The sequence below is a fragment of the Rummeliibacillus sp. TYF005 genome (assembly GCF_003844195.1).
Lineage (GTDB): Bacteria > Bacillota > Bacilli > Bacillales_A > Planococcaceae > Rummeliibacillus.
In genome coordinates, this window is the sequence record NZ_ML122549.1 from 63,204 (window position 1) to 81,901 (window position 18,698).

An 18,698-nucleotide genomic window follows, 5' to 3' on the forward strand; every position below is an offset into this window, starting at 1 on the left:
TCTTTAAAATGTCAATAAAAAAATGGTAATATCCTAGACTAAAACCCATCTAAAGGAAATATCATCGTTTAATGTAACTTTGTTTTGCATTTTTAATTGATAAGGATTATCATTATCATAATAGAAGTATATGAGTAGGAGTGTACAATATGGATTTATATGATGTAACAATTGTCGGCGGAGGTCCTGCAGGTTTATATAGCGCCTTTTATAGTGGCATGAGGGATTTGAAAACGAAAATTATTGAATTCCATCCTCAACTTGGCGGAAAAGTGAATATCTTTTTAGAAAAGATGCTTTGGGATGTCGGTGGTCAACAACCCATTCAAGGTGAAGTCTTTTTAAAAAATTTAGTTCAACAAGCAATGACATTCAACCCAACTGTATGTCTGAATTCCAAAGTCAAATGGATTGAAAAGAAAAATAACTTCTTTATCATTACGACTGAATCTGGAGAAAAACATTATTCAAAAGCAGTCATCATTGCAATTGGCGGTGGCATCTTCCAACCTATTAAACTAGAAATCGATGGTGCCGAAAAATATGAAATGACCAACTTACACTATACGATCAATGGCATGGAACGTTTCCGTGGCAAAGAATTATTGATCTCTGGTGGAGGCAACGCTGCGATCGACTGGGCAGTTGAATTACTCCCTATCGCTAAAAAAATAACCGTTATTTATCGCAGTGACGAATTAAAAGCGCATGAATCTCAAGTCAACAAATTAAAAGATCATGGCGTCGACATTTTACTCAATACTGAAATCCAAAAACTACATGCGAATACACAAAAAACAGCTATCGAATCAGTAGACATCGTTCAAAATGGTGAAATTCAAACCATCACGATGGATGACATTTTAATATGCCATGGCTATAACCGTGAAGTTTCTCTAGAATTTGAGGAAGGCATTGCACCAAAACGCAACGAAAGTCAACTCTTCGAAAGCATCGGCCAATGCAAAACAACAACACCTGGAATTTTTGCCGTCGGCGATATCGTTTCTTACGACGATAAAGTATACTTACTCGTTGGTACATTCAACGATGCCGTACTAGCGGTCAACAGCGTCAAAAAATACATCGAACCCGAAGCCGACAGCTACGCAATGGTCTCTTCACACAACGAAAAATTCCGTGAGAAAAATCAGGAATTGTTGGCAGAGATTTATCGTTAGATATTACGCCACAAGATCTGTGGATGCATGCAGGATTTAATATTAAAAAGTGCAGAAACAGCTTGTACATATAAATTTAAAACGACAATGGACGTTATATGGACGTAACTGGTAAGTTCAAAAAGTGATCTCAAGGCTAACACTTAAAATTGAAACTTACTAATATAAAAAGAATGCCAAAATCCTTGTATTAAGGAGTTTGGCACTCTTTTTAATTATATGGTTTGTGTTATGGAAACGGTGGGACATAGAAGACATCTTCTTCAAACCCCCGCCACATCAGGTTTTTCCGCGCTACTTTTTCATTAAAAGTACGCGTGGCAACTTAAATGTTATACAAGCTAATCCTCTAGGTAGTGGAATTTCGGATAGTAACTTAGCTATTTTTAGTGTTATTAAAGTTGTTTTACCACTACCTGGCCCTGCACTAATAATTGTATTTTTATTGCTCTCGTAAGCTCGCCTTTGAACATCATCCAATTGGTTAAGTTTTTTATTTAGAATATTCATAATTTAACCTCTTTTTGAGATGTTATTTGATTGCGGATATCCTTTAAAGCATTTTCTATATATAATGGTATGAAGTTCTTATCACATATATTAGATAATGATTGTGCAAACCTTCCTTTACCAATTTTAGATGTATTCCCCTCTATTTGATTTAAACACTTATTATATCTCTTTGTATTAAAGTTACTTTTAAATTTATTTTTATGAAGATCTCCCCCAGCTGTCATCAAATCAAATAAATTAAATAATTTTTCTTTACTTTCTTTGTGTGTAGCTATTTTATTCATCATATCTACTTCTAACGTATATTCTCCTATATGAACATGATTCACACGGAATATTTTATCCAATTCATTCCATTTATCATCACTTTCTAAAGCTGTTTGAATCTCGTCTAAATCAATTATTTTCAATTCTTCATTAATTTTGACAAATCGATCATTACCATCATATCCAATACCTTTATTTGATTTAGAATGCATTTCATTAAAAATTTTCTTTTCATCTTCATGATAGTAATAATCACCATCTGTAATAACAACATAAGGAATCCCTAACTCCCTTAAAAAAACCAGGTAGGGTTTAAAATCCGTACCATTAATATTACAACAAATTATTCCTTCTAAATCTAATTGTATTTCCAATAGCTCCGCAAATTTCGGAATCAGATATTCTTCTGCAATCCCTTCTACTAAAATTATTCCTCTACCAAAATACATTTCTCCTCTTTTGACATCGATATAACGCTGCATATCTAACTTTTGTCTATCTGTAAGTTGAATATTTGCAGCAGAATAACCTTTTGTTCCACTTTCTTTAGATGGAATAAGATGAACAATTGAGTCTATAGGTGCAATTGAAGTAATAAAAGGTGAATGGGTTGAAATTAAAATTGATGTGTTTTCTTTCATTACTTCTTTATAAACTGTTCTTTGTATCGAGGATGCAAGTGTGCTTCTGGTTCTTCGATTGCTAGAAGCGTAAAAGATGCTTCTCTATCTCTGTTGATATCAAAGAACTTATATAATTCATTATACTTCTCTTTTTGAATATCACTTTTTAAAATATACTTATCTCCACTTTTTTCAAAACAATCATCTAAAACTTCACATTCCTCATCTTCAAGTTCCTTTATCACATCCATTTTATTTTCACTTAACACCTTAGGTACAGTATCATCTTCAAGTTGCATCATCAATAAAGAAAGATAAATTAAATTATTTAACCCTAGACTAGAATCTCTTATATCTCTTCCCCTAGTTCCAACTGTGATGTTAATATTACTTAGCACTTTTGAAGGATTAATATTATTTGTTTGTAAATCAATTATTAAATCATTATTCTTATTACTCACTTTTTTCAAACTATTATTTATAGTGGACAATAACAAACTAATCTCTTGTATTTTTAGAATTTCATTATTATTTTCTTTCATAGTTCTAGAAATTTCTTCTAATTTTTCTTCTGAGATTTCTAAGTTATTTATTAATTTTTTTATAGGAGATTTTTTTCGCTCTTTAAGTCTGATTCAACATCTCTTATAGCATCAATAACCATAAAATTTAGAATTTTCCTTTCTCTAAAGCCAAATTTTATGGTTTCATCTTCACCTTGATAAATAACAAATCCATATTCATTTGTTACTGGATCAATTTTTTTAAATTTATATGTAAGTCTCGCAACTATAGGATTTTTAGAAACTAAGGCATCACATAATAATGCATTTAATTGCTTATTATGCTCAAAACCTTTAATTTCAATAACAATTTTGATTTCAATTCCATTTTCAAATGGTTTGGGTATACCATCAAAAAAGTCAGTTTCTTTTAAGTATCTTTCTTGTTCAGATAAGCTTGGATCTAATATTAATTGAATTGCCCTAATTAAATTAGATTTACCAGCGTTATTTTCTCCAATAATTATCTGCTTGCCAGTTAATTGTACATCTAACGATTGAAAATTCCTGAAGTTTTCAATACAAACCCGTGAAATATAAGGGTAATACATTTCTCTTTTCAAATTAATACCTCCACCTACTAATTTTAAAGTTTAGAAGTTTCATCGTATAACAAATCTAAATTTTCTCTACTATCTTCAAAAGGTCTAACTATAATAATAGAGCATAACAAATCTGCTATTATCTCTTCATCTTCACTGTTTCTTATATTACTTCTTCCTAATACTCCTGACTGATACCAAAACATATCCTCAATAGTTATTTTGTATCCTGAATTTATTCGTGTATCATCTAAACTAATTTCAGGCATATCATATAAAGCTAATATATCTCTAGATGCATCTACTCTTATCATTTCAGCAGTTTCTCTTACAATCTCACTGAACTCGTTAATTACACCTGCTTGTCTCTTTTCTTGAAGACTTAATTGTCTTCCTTGTGAATTTATTCTTCCAAATACATCTATCATTTCTTCCTCATTAAGTGATTCAAATGTTGTACTTTGCTAATTGATAATTTAAGAATTCACTTGAGGTCCTAGCATCTAAATTTTTATGTAATTCTATTTCAGGGTCAATTTCAAAGACTTTATTTAAATTCTCGTTAGCTGCAGGAAAGACAGATAAATCAAACTTTTCCTTATTCCATAGTATCCTATTTTCTATAAAATCAAAGATTACTGTTAACCTTTGCACACCTTCTAATATTTCTAACCCTTTATATTTATTCGTAGCAACGTTTTTAGAAAATAGAAAAAGTGGTAACGGATAACTTTTGATAATACTATCTATCAACATTTTTTTGTTAAGTGCCTATAATTGTTACTTTAGTAATAAATTGATAAATTTTACCATATTTCATAAAAGGACTCGATAATTGAGTAGAATAAATTTCAATCTAAAAGTATGTGAATTGTTTGCATTAACTTACTTTTTTGAATTTTTTAACTTTCGATTCTTCTATCCAACCTTCGTAGTATTCATCTTCCATAGGTATTTGCACTTTTAACCAATTACCTTTCTTTTCCATGATATTAACCACTGTATTGGCTTTAGCAGAAGTGATAATTTTGCTTTTTCGGGAATCAGTAATTCTTAAAACTGCATTTTTTTGTATGATTGCTATTTCGTTGAGGTATTTATAATCAAATAGACCATTTTTTTGAATATACTTTTTCGCACTAATATAACCTATAACCATATGACTATTATCAATAACATCTTGAAGGGATTCTATTATCGATAGATGAAAGTTATCTTGAATGTATGCCCAAAGGAAATGTAAAATTGGAAGTAGTATAGTAGCAAAAATCAATTGTCCAATTTCCTCTCCTATTGCTCCTCCCATTCCTTCAATCATCTTTTTCATAAATGTTTTTAGATAGCCTTCTTCTTTTTCTTTCGCAAGTTCAGCTTCTTGAATTGCTTCGTCAACTATTTTACGAACTTGCTCTTCGGTTAATTCAGTAACAGTATTTGGAGAAGCAACAGGGATTTTTAGATTATTGTTACTAGCTTTGGCTTTTATAGAATCATCAAGTACTTCTATTGTTTCAAAAAATTCAGTTGTATCCGTTTTACTTAACTCATAAAAAAAGTTAGTAGAATTTTTCCCTAGAATTTTAAGTAACTCATTTTGTTGCTTGCGGATATTATCTAATGGTGATTTTAAACTTTGTTGGATAAAAACTTGTTGCTTACCCCAATTAAGTAAACTTGGTCTAAAAATATCACGCAACGCTTGTTGCTGTTTTCTAAAGCCAGTTAATGATGAATTATTGATATTAGCACAAATAGATTCCTGCTGCTTGTATAAATTATCTATTGGTGAAAGCATGGCTTTTAAAGATGCTTGTTGCTTATGAAAATCATCTAATGGCGATTTTAAAATATCTTTAAGAAATTCTTGCTTTCTGTAAAAATCAGCTAGTGGTGAATTAAGACTTTTATGAAAAGCATATTGTTGCCTATGAAAGTTATCTAATGGTGATTTTAAACTAACTCTTAATAACGCCTGTTGCTTATTCAAGTTATCTAGCGGTGACTTATAATCTTTCATATTTTTTTCCTCGCTTTCTTATTATAAATATATTATGATATTTTTTCTAATAGTGATTTTTTTAGATATGTTTATAACTCTTTATATTAAGATTAACAAGGAATATATTTTTATGTTCCATTTTCTCATTTACTATTGCTATCACTAAACTTTTCAACTTTTATGAGGACTGTAACCCAATGTTCCGTGAATTCGAATGTTATTAAACCAATGAACATAATCATTAAGTTCAAAAGACAGCTGTTCAAAGGCAGAGAATTGCTTACTGTTTGCGAATTCAGTCTTAAAAACTTTAAACGTCGCTTTGGCAACGGCATTGTCATAAGGACATCCTTTCATGCTAATTGAATATTGTATACCAAACGTTTCTATGGCTTCTGAAATTAGTTTATTATTAAATTCTTTTCCATAGTCTGTCCTTTTCCATCGATACGAGCATGTAAAACCACTTAACTATTGCTATTTGCTATTTTCTGTTTCTGAATAAGGCCAATGTAGTTTCAACATCCTTTTATACTAATGAATTTATAAGTTATAAATGGATATAGAAGTATGAAACTATATAAGTTGTTTCGTTATATAACTAATTCGCACTTAAATAAACATTAATTTTGAATCTAAAAGCTTTTTTTCACTTTACCACATATACAAGAAGATTCATTATCTTCATCTTCAATAACATCATCAATTTCCCATTCTAACACAGCAGTATTCCATGACTTATTTACCGATTTTTCAATGACTGTATTAATTAAATTTTTCACATAAATTGAACTCATATTATCCTCCTCAAATTTATTATTTTTTTGATCGATAATCATTAATTGTATATAAGTTAATAATGTTTGTGGTCTTCATTCATATATATATTGATTAGAGTACTATTTTAATATAGAAATACACACACTTCTTGGTAGCTTAGCACCTTTGTATCCTCTGGCTTAAGCGGAATCTAATTTTAATTACTTACCTGGCTTCAGAGATTACCAGATGTGTTATTGTTTTTAGAAACAACCATTCTATCTAATTACTAAAATAACATGTTAGATGTAAGCCATAAGTATCTTTTAAATAAGTATCAGTTGCCAGAATAATTTGCTTCATTGAATCTGTGATTTCTAATATCGAGACTCCCGGTTGAACAATTGATATTTCAAACTCTGTTTCAAAACCAGATTTCACCATCTTCTTTAGCATATGAAGAGTGTGTAAGTCCCCCTTCTCAAACCTAGTCTCATCATAGTTTCTCTGTCTCATAGTTTCTCGTACAATCATTCGTTGAACAATTTTTAAGACATTATCATTCCACATAATAGATTTTTCGGCTTGACCACATACTTCATATAGGTCAGAAACACGAGCACCAGGATTTTCTCCGTGTGAGTATTTACAATGATACAGATGAAATACTACTTTTCGATGTTCCTCATTAATTTTGACCGAAACAACATCTGCAATTTCTCCCGATCCATCATCATCAAAAATAATATCTGATGTCTGATCTACAATATTATGTATCGTAGCGTATTGAATTGAATCAGTCTTTCTTGCTCTTCCTTGTGATTCAGATTTAATATTGACTCCAAGTCCATTCCAATCGATAGCAAAAAGAGATTCTGATGGCAAATCGATGCTACTTTTTGGTTTGATAACTGTTTTTAAATTTTCTTGAACTACAATAATAGTTCCATCACTTTGTATGAACGATACTTCCGGTGAATATTCGTACAGATAATCAGTCATTTTAAAAGATTTATTACCGGCTTTCACAATTAGCTCTTCACCTTCGATTTGCTTGAAACTATATGATGTCTCATTAATAATCTGCTCAAAGACAAATTTCCGTTCATTTATCCAAAATTCAAAACGAAGATTTCCATTAACTAAACAAGGATTCTTTAAATCCGTTTGAAAGAATGGAAATGCCTTTTGTTCTTTAGAAATATACAACTGCTTCGTTGATGAGTTAGAAATTTCTATTATTTCTGGTAACAATATTTTGTAAGGGACACCTTTTGGAAATTCTTTGATAATTTCTAAGGCGAGCGAATTATTTAATATATTATTCGTATCAATAGTATCATCCAATATCTTATTCCCAATATTCTGACACCATTCTGTCCAAAAGTTTATCCGTTCTATCCAACGCATCCATACCTTTCCTTTATACGAACAACCAATACTAATGCGTCCTCCAGCTTGATAACCATAACCGAATAAATTAGATTTAGTTGAACCAGATACAACAGCCTCACTAATTCCAGACTTAATATCAGTACCAGCAAACATTCTAAAGCTAATCCTTCCGCTAGGTTTTTGCTTTAATCCCAACGTTCCAATCATCAACCGATTAATTCCATCTAAACTTCGATATATCGAATCTCCCTTAATTGCTGATGCTTCAGGAAACATACTATCCACAAGTCGGTTTCCCTTTCCAGTATCAGTTTCGTTTATATGAATGATTCCATTGTCTTTATCAAAAAACAATACAAAAAAATCATAATCGTATTGAACTATATCCTTTTGATCTGACCAGACAACTTTTGTTTCAATTTCCTCAATAAAAATATAAACGGAATCTTCTTCATTTATTAAATGTGTAGTTCTATCTTGGTCCAAAACTTTTTTCCATCCGTTTACAATAGTTCTTTTTGAAGAGGATCGAAACATTCTGGTACTTATTTTTATCTTTAATTGGGATAAATCTATCTCCTTCGCATGACCTTTTTCAAACTTACCAATAAATTCACTAAGTTCAACTTCTTTATCGATAGCTTGATTTGAACGGATATTAAGAAGTTGATTCCAATCGGAATTTTGATGATATAACTCTTCAATCGCTTCCTTCAAATCGTCCATTGCCACATTCGTAATGAGCTTTGCATTTCCTAGCTTATTGCCACTTGTTCGAGCGAATCGTCCAATGAATTGAAGTGTAATCGGAAGCGACTTATATTTATCGTGAATTGCTGCAATTTTCAGTGTTGGAATATCAATGCCTTCACCAAACATATCTACACAAACTACAATTTTTGCTTTACCACTTTTAACTTGCTGCAAGTTTTCTTTTCTCTGGGCAGGGCGAATACCAGTGTGAATAACAACTGGATTATACTTTTTATATTGAGAGTAAATTTTTTCATACAGCTCATTAGCTCGTTTTCGGCTGTTTGCTCTCGCTAAAAGTACATGCTCATATCCTTTCTCCAAATCTTCATCTAATTGTTTTATAGCAATTTTTGCAATTTCCCTGTCAGACTTTCGCTCATCAAATTCTTGAATTGGATAAAAATCGATAGGTTTGAAATAACCAGCTTTTTGTGCCAATGCCAAACCATAATTGAAAATTATCTTACCATCAATTTTTTTTCCATCATTTCTAAATGGTGTTGCAGTAAATTGTAGAATTTTTTTACCTATAAATCTTTCTCTCACTGTTCCCCAATCGGGAGCAGCAAGATGATGCGCTTCGTCAAATATTACAACCTCTACTTTTTCAAGCAGTTTACCCCAAACTGAAGAAGTCATATTTTTAATCATACCGGGAGTTGAAACAATTATATTAGCCTCCTCAATGGCATCAATCAGAACATTTTCATCCTCTTCTTTCACTTTTGACTTATAAAGAAAAGTCGTTGGATAAATAATTTCATCTGATATCATTTTTAATTCTGGAAGTATACCAAAATGCCTCGCTCCTTCAAAAATTTGTTCCCTCAATAGATTAGACGGTACAATGATAAGCGTTGAAGTAATTCTCTCAGAAATTATCGTAGTATACATTGTTTCAGATTTCCCTGTTCCAGTAGGTAAGACAACTGTTGCTGGAGAATTTGATGTTGCCCAATGTGCACGAATTGCAGATAATGCTCCAAATTGGGGTAAGCGTAAACCAATCTCATCTTCATTTCGAGAAACCCTCTCATAATATGACTCTTTCCAACTATTAATAATTTCTTCTCGGTCGAAGATTCTTCCTTCATCATCCGTACACCGACTTAATTTGTTATCACGACCGATTTTTGTAATTATATTTTTATATTTTCCCAAATGATCCCTTCTTTCTGTAAGCGCGTTTAATTTAATATTGCAACATATAAAAAATGTATTTTATACGAAAATAAGTTCCCTTTTAATTAGGTTACACAATTGGATGACTGTTGTTTTTGTAATCTGAAAAGTTAACCGAATTTTCCAACAAATCATTCGCAAGTATTACTTTCAATAAATCCTCATTGTAGCTGTACAATTCTTGAATCATTTTCTCTTAATTCAATTGACCTTCAAGCTAGTATTTGTCATCAAATTTCTCGAAAACCTCGCTTATGCGATTCCTCCAACAATTTTAAAATTCTATCTATTTTTTCATTTACCTGTATAGTTTGCTTTAAATGATAAACTTCTTTACTTACCAAATGTTTAGAACTGGAATTAATATCTTCAGTAATAATCCTGCTAATTCGATTCAATTCATTTGCCCGCTCTTCAACACCTCGTTGTACGGCAATATAATATTCTTTGGTATCTTCTAATTTTTTGTTTCGATTCACCAAAAACTTATTCTGACCAGCGAGACTGTAATATTTTTCAACAATCACTTTTCCTACAATTTCTAATGTTTTATCTACAATATTATCAATATCATTTTCATCTATATTCTTGTTTTGATAGCTTTAAAAAAAAACAGATAGAAATAGCGAAATATCATCTCGCCACTTATTATTTACAAAGAAATCAATTGGTTCTTCTTCCACTTTCTTAAACGTATCACTTAATGCAAATGACCGTATCGCTTCTACTGCTGTATGATTATATAGTTTTTTAGGTCTTCCTCTACCGCCGGTCTTTTCTACCTTATATTGTGGTTTCCCTAAAAAGCCAATTTCCTTATCAAAATCTACAGTATCCGTTTGCCTCGAAAAATCTGTTTTCGATATTTTCTTTTCCATTTTCGCCTAACTCTTCTATAGCTTCATCTATGGTGTACCATCTCTGCTTTAACTCTTCTATAGCACTTATTTGCCAGTCATGCATTAAAATCCACCTCACTAAAAAAATATGGCTATTCTATCAACCATTATATCATTTATTTCCATTATTTCTTAAAAATCTCTTGCCTCATAATTGAGATAGAAAGTTAATTGCGCAATACTTTCACAATTAATATAGAGAGGAGGAACAAGCTTATGTTTGTTGAAGGTTATCACTTGTCTTTCATGAAATGGTCATATCCAGATATATACAGTTTTGATTGTTTCTTAAAAGATTTTAAAAGCGAATTAAACATAAGTAACATTGAGGATAATCTTGAGTTTCTTGGAGATTATAGAGACAAATTAAGAGAACATGCTGTTACTCTTAATTTTGGAAATTGCAAATTAAAAGTTCAAGGAATAGATGAAGCAGTTGCACAATTCGAGGGGCTTGAATATGTATTAGAAAGACTATAAAAAATTAAACTAATAGAAAGAGGTTTTGCACTATGCCTATAGCAAATGCATGGGTTTTCACAGAAACTAATTTCAAAGCAGATAAGTTTTTAACAAACACACAAAACATTTAAAGATTGGTCTCACAACGACCGATATAAGTAAAAAATATCCAGATGAAAAAGGCGTCACTTTAACTTTGTTAATTACTAAAGATGATACTGATTACGGTATTGATAAGAAAACATGATTTAAGTGTGATAATAACGCATTAAATTCTTTTGACGTGACTATCTTGAACGGTAAAGAATTGGTCAATGTTCGAAAATGTGAATATGTACGTTTAATTGATATCATTCAAGAAAAATCTTTTGTGATCAGTTTTGACTTGTTTCTTCGATTTAGAGATGTGGAAAAAATCAATGTTCAAACAAAGTAAATTAAGAACACAGAGACAGCAAAACCTTTTCTATTAACTTAAACATCCAATTATCATTTGGGAAGTTCTCCTCCACGAATGGTTTTAATACATTTTATTAATAATTTCTACTTCAACGGATTTTCCAATTCCTCTGCTTGAAGTACTAACGCAGTTAATCCTGTTTCGCTTCCACTAATATGTCCTTCACCTTTTTTCCAAAATACTCCCTGACCACTTTTAATAGCTTTTCTTTTTTGGTCTTCCCCTTCTACCCATCCTTCGCCTTCTACTACTATGAAAAGCTGAGGCACTGGTGCTTTATGGTATCCAACAATTCCTCCTTGCTCAATGTTAATAAAACCCATATTAGTAGGTGACTGTGTTTTCATTAACTTTGAGTAAAATGCAGATACAGAGTTATAATTAGTAATTTCTTTAGCTTTCTCTTTTCCAAATTCTAAAATCTTCATCTATTTCCCTCCAAACTATTTCATTTATCATTTTACCATTTACTTATTTTTCTAAAAAATCATTGAACAATGCTGATTCGTAAGTTTAAAATGGATTTTAAATAGTAAGGAAAAAATTAATACTATAGCCTTTTAAAGAGGTTTACTTATAGAAAGGATGAGAATTAATGTATATACCAAAAGCATTTGAGGTTAAAGATAAGATAAAATATTTAATTTTATAAGAGATAACAATTTTGGTATTCTATTTTCGCAAGTTGATGCACAACCATTTGCTACCCATCTGCCTTTTTTATTGGAAGAAAAAGGTGGAGAAAATACTATTTTAACTAGCCATATGGCGAAATCCAACCCCCATTGGAAAACGTTGAATAACAAAGAAGTATTGGTTGTTTTTTCAGGTCCACATTCATATATATCACCTATTTGGTATCGAGAACCAAATACTGTTTCAACTTGGAATTACGTTGCTGTACATATTTATGGAAAAGTAAAAATCATTGAAAATGAGGAACGCTTATTAGAGATACTGGAACAAACTGTACGTTTTTACGAAGGTAAATATGGTGAGAATGCAGAGATGCCTAAAAATGATCAATTTATTCAAGGGTTGATGAAAGGAATTGTTGGTTTTGAACTTGAAATTAATCGAATTGAAGGTAAATGGAAACTAAATCAAAACCATTCTATTGAAAGACAATTCAATACTATTGAAGGATTACGAAAAACTAGTGATCAAAACGCAAATGCAATTGCTAATTTAATGGAAGAAAATATAAAATAATAAACAATGTTTTACCGAGTAAGATTTTAATATATTACTATTTACAAAACATTGGTTTTTCTAAATCACCAATAGCATCTTGTAGTGTCACATAAGGAAGAAGGCCCTCCCCTTCTCCATGAGTTGGTTCAGGGAATACATACTCAAAATCTAAATCCTCACGAACTCCAACTAAGAAAACACGTTCCCTTAATTGAGGAACTCCATAATCCCTTGCATTTACAAGCTTGTCATATACGCGATAACCTGCTGCTTCGAAATCTTGCTTGATTTGGCGAAAAGCTTCGCCACAACCGAGTGTTAACATTCCTTTTACATTTTCAGCAATAAAAATTTCAGGTTTTGTTTGCATGAGACATCTAATATAGTGGATATATAAAAAGTTACGCTCATCATCTATTAAGCGTGGTCCCGCTTCACTGAATCCAGGACATGGGAAGCCACCCAACACAATATTTGCAGTTGGAAATTCCATTACTCGACGAATATCTTTTTGATGAACATAAACACTTTCAGGGAAATTAGCTTTATATGTTTCTAGCGCCTCACTGAACATATCATTTGCATATACTTTATGAAAAACACTTTCATGTCGTTTTTCGTTAAATGCTTCACGATCACGTAATACTTTATCTGTCATTTCTTTTCCAATGACCGCATCTAAACCTGCGAGTTCCACGCCTAAATCAAGTCCACCTGCACCGCAAAAAAGTGAAGTGACATTAAATTTATCTCGATTATATGTTAAATCTTCATCAGTAAAATCACGTTCATCTATTTTATAAAGTTCTTTCTCTTCTTCAATTTTTTCTTGTAAGATTTCTTGTATTTGTTCTTTTGTTAAATCGGGAGCAGGTTTGAATTTTCCTCTACCACGTTCTCTTATTTCTTCCATTTGACCAACTCCATTCGACAAAATCTGATATATTTAAGTTTATAAGTTATTAGGAACTTTTACAATGGAAAAGACTACCCAAATGGATAGCCTTTTACCCTTTATTGATATTCTGTTTGCTACAATTTCGTCGGACATTTCTGTTGGTTCGTTCGTGAATCTAACTTTATTAAATATAAAGTAGTAGAAAAGTTTATCAAAAATCGTTTCGTCTTCTTCTTTTTTACTCTGTAAATACTGATACCTCGGGCTCACCTCTTCGCTTACCAAACCGTCCGTTTCTGGCTAAAAAAAGGCATATAAAAAAACACAATCTTTGCGAGACTAGGATAGTAGCACGTAAAGATTGTGTCATATTTGTTTGGCTGAATGATAATTAATCTTGAGATAAATACAACCAATTTTTTTCTTTAATTAATTTTATTTTATATGAAGAACCTACAAAGTCTAACATTTTTTGATAAGCTTGAACATTATTATCATCATCATATACGTCTTTTTGAACATATTCTTGAATGATAAAATTCGTTAATGAGTTTGTATTTACAAATTCACTAAAAAATTCCCTTAACATGACAGAATCTTCTTTTTTCAAAGGTTCATCATTTATAAGATAAATTCTAAAAACATTAAGAATTTCGTTGATATCTTCTTCATCCATGTAGCATAGAGGTTCTATTTTTTTATCCTCTTCTGTAAATGGTTGCTTAGTATCTTCAATTATTGCATATGACAAAATATTTTCATCTTTAAATACACGATAAACTTCTAAGTCACTCAAATTTAATACTCTATTAAGTGAAATCAAAATTACACCCTCTTATCCAAATATAAAGCTGGGACCAGCCTTTATTATTTGCCAAACCGTTATACCTGCAGCTATAGCAACACCAATTAGTAGTTCATAAGGTGCTAGAATTAGATCTGACCAGAAAATTCACTTGCAACCATACTCTTTTATCTATTTTCTCTGTAATTTTTTCTATAATTGCTGTAAGCTCGTAACCATCAAGTTTTCCTATATAATTCCATTATATCAACCGTGCGGTATTTTAATATAAATATATATTTTAAACTTTACGCCACGAAGTATATATTGGGTTTTAAGTTTGTAGAGATTTTAGGCGATGAAGAATCAGATAGATAGAAAGAAGGAGAGTACAGCGTGTCTTTTATTGCAACAACAATTTTTACAGTAGTAATAACAGCATTTTTCGTTTTAATGCTGTTATTATTTTTTAAAAGTAGTCAGTAGATTTGGGAGAGTATATGCTCTTCTACAAATAAGGTCTTGAGAGAGTAGTAAAGGCTACTCTCTTTTATTCTTTGCAGAATTAATACAATCCTTTCGATTACTTGTCGCCACTTCTTCTTTCTAAACTTTTATAAACCATTTCAATCTATTTGGACTGAAATATCCCATAATCTATTGAAGTGATTTATATAAGATTTCTGTGTATTGAAATCATTAATAAAATGGAAACTATTAATTTCTGAAAATGTATTATATATTAATTCTTCTTGATTATTATTTGATATATACTTCATCGGATAATTTTCAGCCCAAGCGAATTGTGTTGAAGTGAAATTTGCTGTTGTAACAATGAGTAAATCATCCACAATTATAAACTTATCGTGGATTAGTGGATAGTTGTATTTTTGTGAAATGTTAGCAAAACCCTTCATTGAAGCTTCTGCTTCAGCTGGATAGGCTACACTAAGTTGGACATTAAAAATGAGGGCTAGTACAATTACTCTAACAAACAAAAGGAGCGTGCTACTATGCCTCGCCAACGTCGAACTTTTACAGCTGATTTTAAATTACAAATGGTCAAGCTCTTCGAAAATGGAAAATCCCGTGCAGATATTTGTAGAGAGTATGATTTAACGCCATCTGCGTTAGATAAATGGATCAAAAATCATGGGAATTCAGGTTCATTTTCTGCCAAGGACAATCGTTCAGAAGAAGAAAATGAACTCATTGAACTTCGAAAAGAATTACAACGATTACGAATGGAGAATGACATTTTAAAGCAAGCCGCGCTGATCATGGGACGAAAATAGATGTGATTCGCAATAATGCTCACAAATATTCGGTATCAGCAATGTGTGACGTCCTAGATATTCCTCGAAGTACTTACTATTATCAAATGAGCTTACGAGAAAAAGATGTACAACACCAGCAAGAACAAGAGTTGATGGTAGCAATAGAAAGCATCTTTAAAGCAAGTCGAAATAACTATGGCACACGTAAAATTAAAGTAGAATTAAAAAAGCAAGGACTAATTGTTTCGCGGCGTAAAATTGGTCGTATTATGAAAAGACTAGGGCTAATTTCAAATTACACCGTAGCCCAATTTAAACCCCATCGTTCAACTTGTAACGAAGCACCTATCCAGAATAAATTACAACGCCAGTTCCAGCAGGAACAAGAATTCGCAGTAGTTGTCAGTGATTTAACATACGTTCGTGTCAATGGAAAATGGCACTACGTCTGTTTATTTGTCGACCTTTATAACCGAGAAATCATTGGGCATAGTGCCGGAGCAAATAAAGATGCAGCACTTGTATATAGAGCATTGGCAAGCATTAAGAATAACTTAAACAACATTAAAATATTCCATACAGACCGTGGTAAAGAATTTGATAACAAACTAATTTCAGAAGCCTTAGAAACGTTTGGTATACAACGTTCACTTAGCATGAAAGGATGCCCTTATGACAATGCCGTAGCCGAAGCGATGTTTAAAGTTTTTAAGACAGAATTCGCAAACAGTAAGCAATTCTCTACCCTTGAACAGCTGTCTTTTGAACTTAATGATTATGTTCATTGGTTTAATAACATTCGAATTCACGGAACATTGGGATACTTAACCCCAATAGAATTCAAGCTACAGTCCTCATAAAAGTTGTACAGTTTAGTGTTGACATTCCAAGCATTACGTTTACCTTGTTTTTGATGAGTGGATAGTGTTTGCTTTAACACTTTTACTTCTAAATCTGGCAATTCTGAAGCTCTTTTAGTAATTGCTTCAACTATACTTTTTGATTTTTTATCAAATGAGTTAATATTACTAATATGCTGTCCGCAAATAAGAATTCTTTTTTTAGCTTGAAGAATGTACGTTATAATTTTGTTTTGTACATAATGATTACTGCCTATTTCGTTATATTTAATAAATGGAGCAGTAAAATAGCAATTAGTGTAGTGACTAGGATCCAATACTTCTGGTGTTACAACAAATCTTTGATTATTCTTGTCCTTAAAGTCTTTATAATTTATAGACCATTTATCTAATAATGAAAAATAATCCTTAAACATCTGCATAGTGGAGTCATCATTAGTTACTATTAGCATATTCTCGCTATGAGGGGGATCACCTAAAGCGAAATTACAAGAAGTTGAAATACATTTAACTTCATCAGGATAGAATGCCAATATAGATTTATTATGCAATGAATAGGAATTACAACCTCTAGATGTTTTTTGTTTATACCATACATATGTATGAGGGAAAATTTTTAATTGTATAGACGGATGATTACAAGCTCTAGTATAGACTTTTTGACCATAATCAAATTTTGAAGATGATATACTTCTTTCTTCGTTTATATATAATTTTTTCTTTTTAGTATCATAGCCACTTAAGGGAATAGAATAAATATTAATCTTACAGCCTTTTCTACTTAATTCTTCAAGGTGTTTATGTAGAAAAGGATTGTTATAGAGAAAAAAAGAAATATGAATTTCATAAGCATCTTGTAACTCATTAAGTAATACATTGAGTAAATATTTTGAGCTACCACGTACATTTTTTAATGAACTATTAGGTATATCAAAAAAACATTGGATAGACATGAGTTTACCTCCAGATAACAGAATGAGAAAATTAAGTCTTTTTCGTGTTACATCTGGGCGAGAAGTTCCTTATCGTCCTACTTCTTAATAAGAAGAAGCCTTCTTTATATGAGGATTTTTTATACTATTCTCCTATATTTAACCATTACACTACCCTTTGGTGCAAATAAAAAAGGAAAAATATTCGTTTATATTTTCCTTGTGAATCGTATTTTGTTGATCAAATAGATTTATAACTCTAGTAGTGACCTTACTTAGCCTTTTACTATTAACTGAACATAGATAAAGAGATAAGTTAGTTTATGTTAACTAGTTTTGTATTGAGTATATATAATTCTTTTTATGAAATATATACCAATTTTTTATTTCTTGTGTTACCATAATATAGTATTATAACCAAAAAGGAGGAGAAGGCTATGGAAAAACTAAAGACTAGTTTTTCACTATTTATGTGTAGTGTTTTGATAGTTTCTACACTTTCTTTAGCTTTCGGAGATACATCCTTAGCTAAAGAAAATGCACCAAGTGAAAATGCAATAATGAAAGATGGTTTAGAAAAACTAATGTCCACAGATGGTGATTTTGTTAAATTTATGGAAGGTATTGAGGAATTACCACCTGGAATTGAAAAACAGGGAGCAGAAAAAGTTGCTAGTTGGTTGACTAAAAAAACAAAAATAGAAGTTACTACGGATGGTGAAAACTTACTTGTTCCATCACTATCTAATTTAAGTATACAAAATTCTGAACAATCTATTGATAGTAATTTAATAACAACTTTTGGAGCTGCGGATTGTATAATTGCTGTTGGATTGTTGATAGGAACTGTTGGCTTTCCTTTATCTAAAATTACAAAATTGAAGAAAGCAATTGATCTTCTTGGCGGAGTAAAGAAGACTGTTGATAGAATTTATAAAAGTTACAAGAAATACAAAGGCTGGAATTACAGAACAAAAGATGCTTGGAAAGCAGCTGTAAATGAATCTGCTAAGGGACTTCCAAAGGATACATTAGATGCGTTTCTTGATTTCTTTAACATAGCCAATGTTATAAATGCTTGCACATAATTTTATAGAATAGGTGGTGATAATCATTAAAACATTACCATTTAAATTAGCAGTTATTATATTG

The 18,698-nt window shown here is 31.2% G+C and carries 21 protein-coding genes and 1 pseudogene; 5 read left to right on the forward strand and 17 right to left on the reverse strand.

What is annotated here, in order from left to right; genetic code table 11:
• Window positions 1-149: 149 nt before the first annotated feature.
• Window positions 150-1,181: an NAD(P)/FAD-dependent oxidoreductase gene (locus CW357_RS06985; protein WP_124217693.1), complete on the forward strand. Its 1,032-nt coding sequence runs from the start codon at window positions 150-152 to the stop codon at window positions 1,179-1,181.
• A gap of 294 nt (window positions 1,182-1,475) precedes the next feature.
• On the opposite strand, the gene CW357_RS06990 is transcribed toward CW357_RS06985, so the two are convergent.
• The 12 genes and pseudogenes from CW357_RS06990 to CW357_RS07035 all read right to left on the reverse strand — a co-directional run bounded on the left by CW357_RS06990 (window position 1,476) and on the right by CW357_RS07035 (window position 10,658).
• Window positions 1,476-1,691 (reverse strand): UvrD-helicase domain-containing protein, encoded by a 216-nt coding sequence (locus CW357_RS06990; protein ID WP_119417316.1) that lies wholly within the window; start codon window positions 1,689-1,691, stop codon window positions 1,476-1,478.
• Window positions 1,688-2,602 (reverse strand): ATP-dependent nuclease, encoded by a 915-nt coding sequence (locus tag CW357_RS18555; RefSeq protein ID WP_241155054.1) that lies wholly within the window; start codon window positions 2,600-2,602, stop codon window positions 1,688-1,690. The genes CW357_RS06990 and CW357_RS18555 overlap by 4 nt, the downstream gene beginning before the upstream one ends.
• On the reverse strand, window positions 2,602-3,126 hold the full coding sequence (locus tag CW357_RS18560; RefSeq protein ID WP_241155055.1) for an OLD family protein: 525 nt from the start codon (window positions 3,124-3,126) through the stop codon (window positions 2,602-2,604). The genes CW357_RS18555 and CW357_RS18560 overlap by 1 nt, the downstream gene beginning before the upstream one ends.
• 59 nt (window positions 3,127-3,185) lie before the next feature.
• The gene (locus CW357_RS18565; protein ID WP_241155056.1) at window positions 3,186-3,710 is read right to left on the reverse strand and encodes an AAA family ATPase; all 525 of its coding nucleotides are present in this window, start codon (window positions 3,708-3,710) and stop codon (window positions 3,186-3,188) included.
• A 23-nt stretch (window positions 3,711-3,733) separates the two neighbouring features.
• Window positions 3,734-4,117 carry a hypothetical protein gene (locus tag CW357_RS07000; protein ID WP_119417419.1) on the reverse strand — a complete coding sequence of 128 codons (384 nt, stop codon included), beginning with the start codon at window positions 4,115-4,117 and terminating at the stop codon, window positions 3,734-3,736.
• A gap of 19 nt (window positions 4,118-4,136) precedes the next feature.
• Window positions 4,137-4,445, reverse strand: coding sequence for a GmrSD restriction endonuclease domain-containing protein (locus CW357_RS07005; protein ID WP_119417420.1), 309 nt, complete (start codon window positions 4,443-4,445; stop codon window positions 4,137-4,139).
• Between the two features lie 124 nt (window positions 4,446-4,569).
• Complete coding sequence (locus CW357_RS07010) at window positions 4,570-5,706, reverse strand: SH3 domain-containing protein (RefSeq protein ID WP_119417421.1); 1,137 nt, start codon at window positions 5,704-5,706, stop codon at window positions 4,570-4,572.
• A 153-nt stretch (window positions 5,707-5,859) separates the two neighbouring features.
• A pseudogene (locus CW357_RS07015) lies at window positions 5,860-6,123 on the reverse strand (IS3 family transposase); the annotation flags it as partial.
• 200 nt (window positions 6,124-6,323) lie between these two features.
• Window positions 6,324-6,485 (reverse strand): hypothetical protein, encoded by a 162-nt coding sequence (locus CW357_RS07020; RefSeq protein WP_158582401.1) that lies wholly within the window; start codon window positions 6,483-6,485, stop codon window positions 6,324-6,326.
• A gap of 244 nt (window positions 6,486-6,729) precedes the next feature.
• A complete protein-coding gene (locus tag CW357_RS07025) occupies window positions 6,730-9,759 on the reverse strand; it encodes a DEAD/DEAH box helicase (RefSeq protein ID WP_199670769.1) in 3,030 nt (1,009 codons plus the stop codon).
• Between the two features lie 251 nt (window positions 9,760-10,010).
• On the reverse strand, window positions 10,011-10,307 hold the full coding sequence (locus CW357_RS07030) for a hypothetical protein (RefSeq protein ID WP_119416931.1): 297 nt from the start codon (window positions 10,305-10,307) through the stop codon (window positions 10,011-10,013).
• Window positions 10,308-10,382: 75 nt separating this feature from the next.
• A complete protein-coding gene (locus tag CW357_RS07035; RefSeq protein ID WP_119416930.1) occupies window positions 10,383-10,658 on the reverse strand; it encodes a hypothetical protein in 276 nt (91 codons plus the stop codon).
• Between the two features lie 237 nt (window positions 10,659-10,895).
• Between CW357_RS07035 and CW357_RS07040 the strand changes: the two genes are divergently transcribed.
• A complete protein-coding gene (locus CW357_RS07040; RefSeq protein ID WP_119416929.1) occupies window positions 10,896-11,159 on the forward strand; it encodes a dimerization/docking domain-containing protein in 264 nt (87 codons plus the stop codon).
• A 525-nt stretch (window positions 11,160-11,684) separates the two neighbouring features.
• On the opposite strand, the gene CW357_RS07050 is transcribed toward CW357_RS07040, so the two are convergent.
• Entirely contained in the window at window positions 11,685-12,029 is a 345-nt protein-coding gene (locus CW357_RS07050) for a cupin domain-containing protein (RefSeq protein WP_119416928.1), read from the reverse strand.
• A 241-nt stretch (window positions 12,030-12,270) separates the two neighbouring features.
• On the opposite strand from CW357_RS07050, the gene CW357_RS07055 reads away from it, so the two are divergent.
• Window positions 12,271-12,813, forward strand: a complete 543-nt coding sequence (locus CW357_RS07055; RefSeq protein ID WP_371683883.1) for an FMN-binding negative transcriptional regulator — start codon at window positions 12,271-12,273, stop codon at window positions 12,811-12,813.
• Between the two features lie 37 nt (window positions 12,814-12,850).
• Here the strand turns inward: CW357_RS07055 and CW357_RS07060 are convergent, their stop codons facing one another.
• The 3 genes from CW357_RS07060 to CW357_RS07070 all read right to left on the reverse strand — a co-directional run bounded on the left by CW357_RS07060 (window position 12,851) and on the right by CW357_RS07070 (window position 15,475).
• A complete protein-coding gene (locus CW357_RS07060; RefSeq protein ID WP_119416927.1) occupies window positions 12,851-13,708 on the reverse strand; it encodes a DNA cytosine methyltransferase in 858 nt (285 codons plus the stop codon).
• A 376-nt stretch (window positions 13,709-14,084) separates the two neighbouring features.
• Window positions 14,085-14,516: a terpene synthase gene (locus tag CW357_RS07065; RefSeq protein ID WP_119416926.1), complete on the reverse strand. Its 432-nt coding sequence runs from the start codon at window positions 14,514-14,516 to the stop codon at window positions 14,085-14,087.
• A gap of 587 nt (window positions 14,517-15,103) precedes the next feature.
• Window positions 15,104-15,475, reverse strand: a complete 372-nt coding sequence (locus CW357_RS07070; RefSeq protein WP_124217684.1) for a hypothetical protein — start codon at window positions 15,473-15,475, stop codon at window positions 15,104-15,106.
• A gap of 15 nt (window positions 15,476-15,490) precedes the next feature.
• Here CW357_RS07070 and CW357_RS07075 point away from each other — a divergent pair.
• Window positions 15,491-16,614, forward strand: a protein-coding gene (locus CW357_RS07075) for an IS3 family transposase (protein ID WP_119416924.1) whose coding sequence is annotated in 2 segments (ribosomal slippage) — window positions 15,491-15,737 and window positions 15,737-16,614 — 1,125 coding nt in all. Because the reading frame shifts where the segments join, the coding sequence is not laid out codon by codon here.
• Here the strand turns inward: CW357_RS07075 and CW357_RS07080 are convergent.
• Window positions 16,560-17,567: a hypothetical protein gene (locus CW357_RS07080; protein WP_119416923.1), complete on the reverse strand. Its 1,008-nt coding sequence runs from the start codon at window positions 17,565-17,567 to the stop codon at window positions 16,560-16,562. The two genes, CW357_RS07075 and CW357_RS07080, sit on opposite strands and share 55 nt — an antisense overlap.
• Window positions 17,568-17,983: 416 nt before the next feature.
• On the opposite strand from CW357_RS07080, the gene CW357_RS07085 reads away from it, so the two are divergent.
• Window positions 17,984-18,634: a hypothetical protein gene (locus CW357_RS07085; protein ID WP_119416922.1), complete on the forward strand. Its 651-nt coding sequence runs from the start codon at window positions 17,984-17,986 to the stop codon at window positions 18,632-18,634.
• Window positions 18,635-18,698 lie beyond the last annotated feature (64 nt).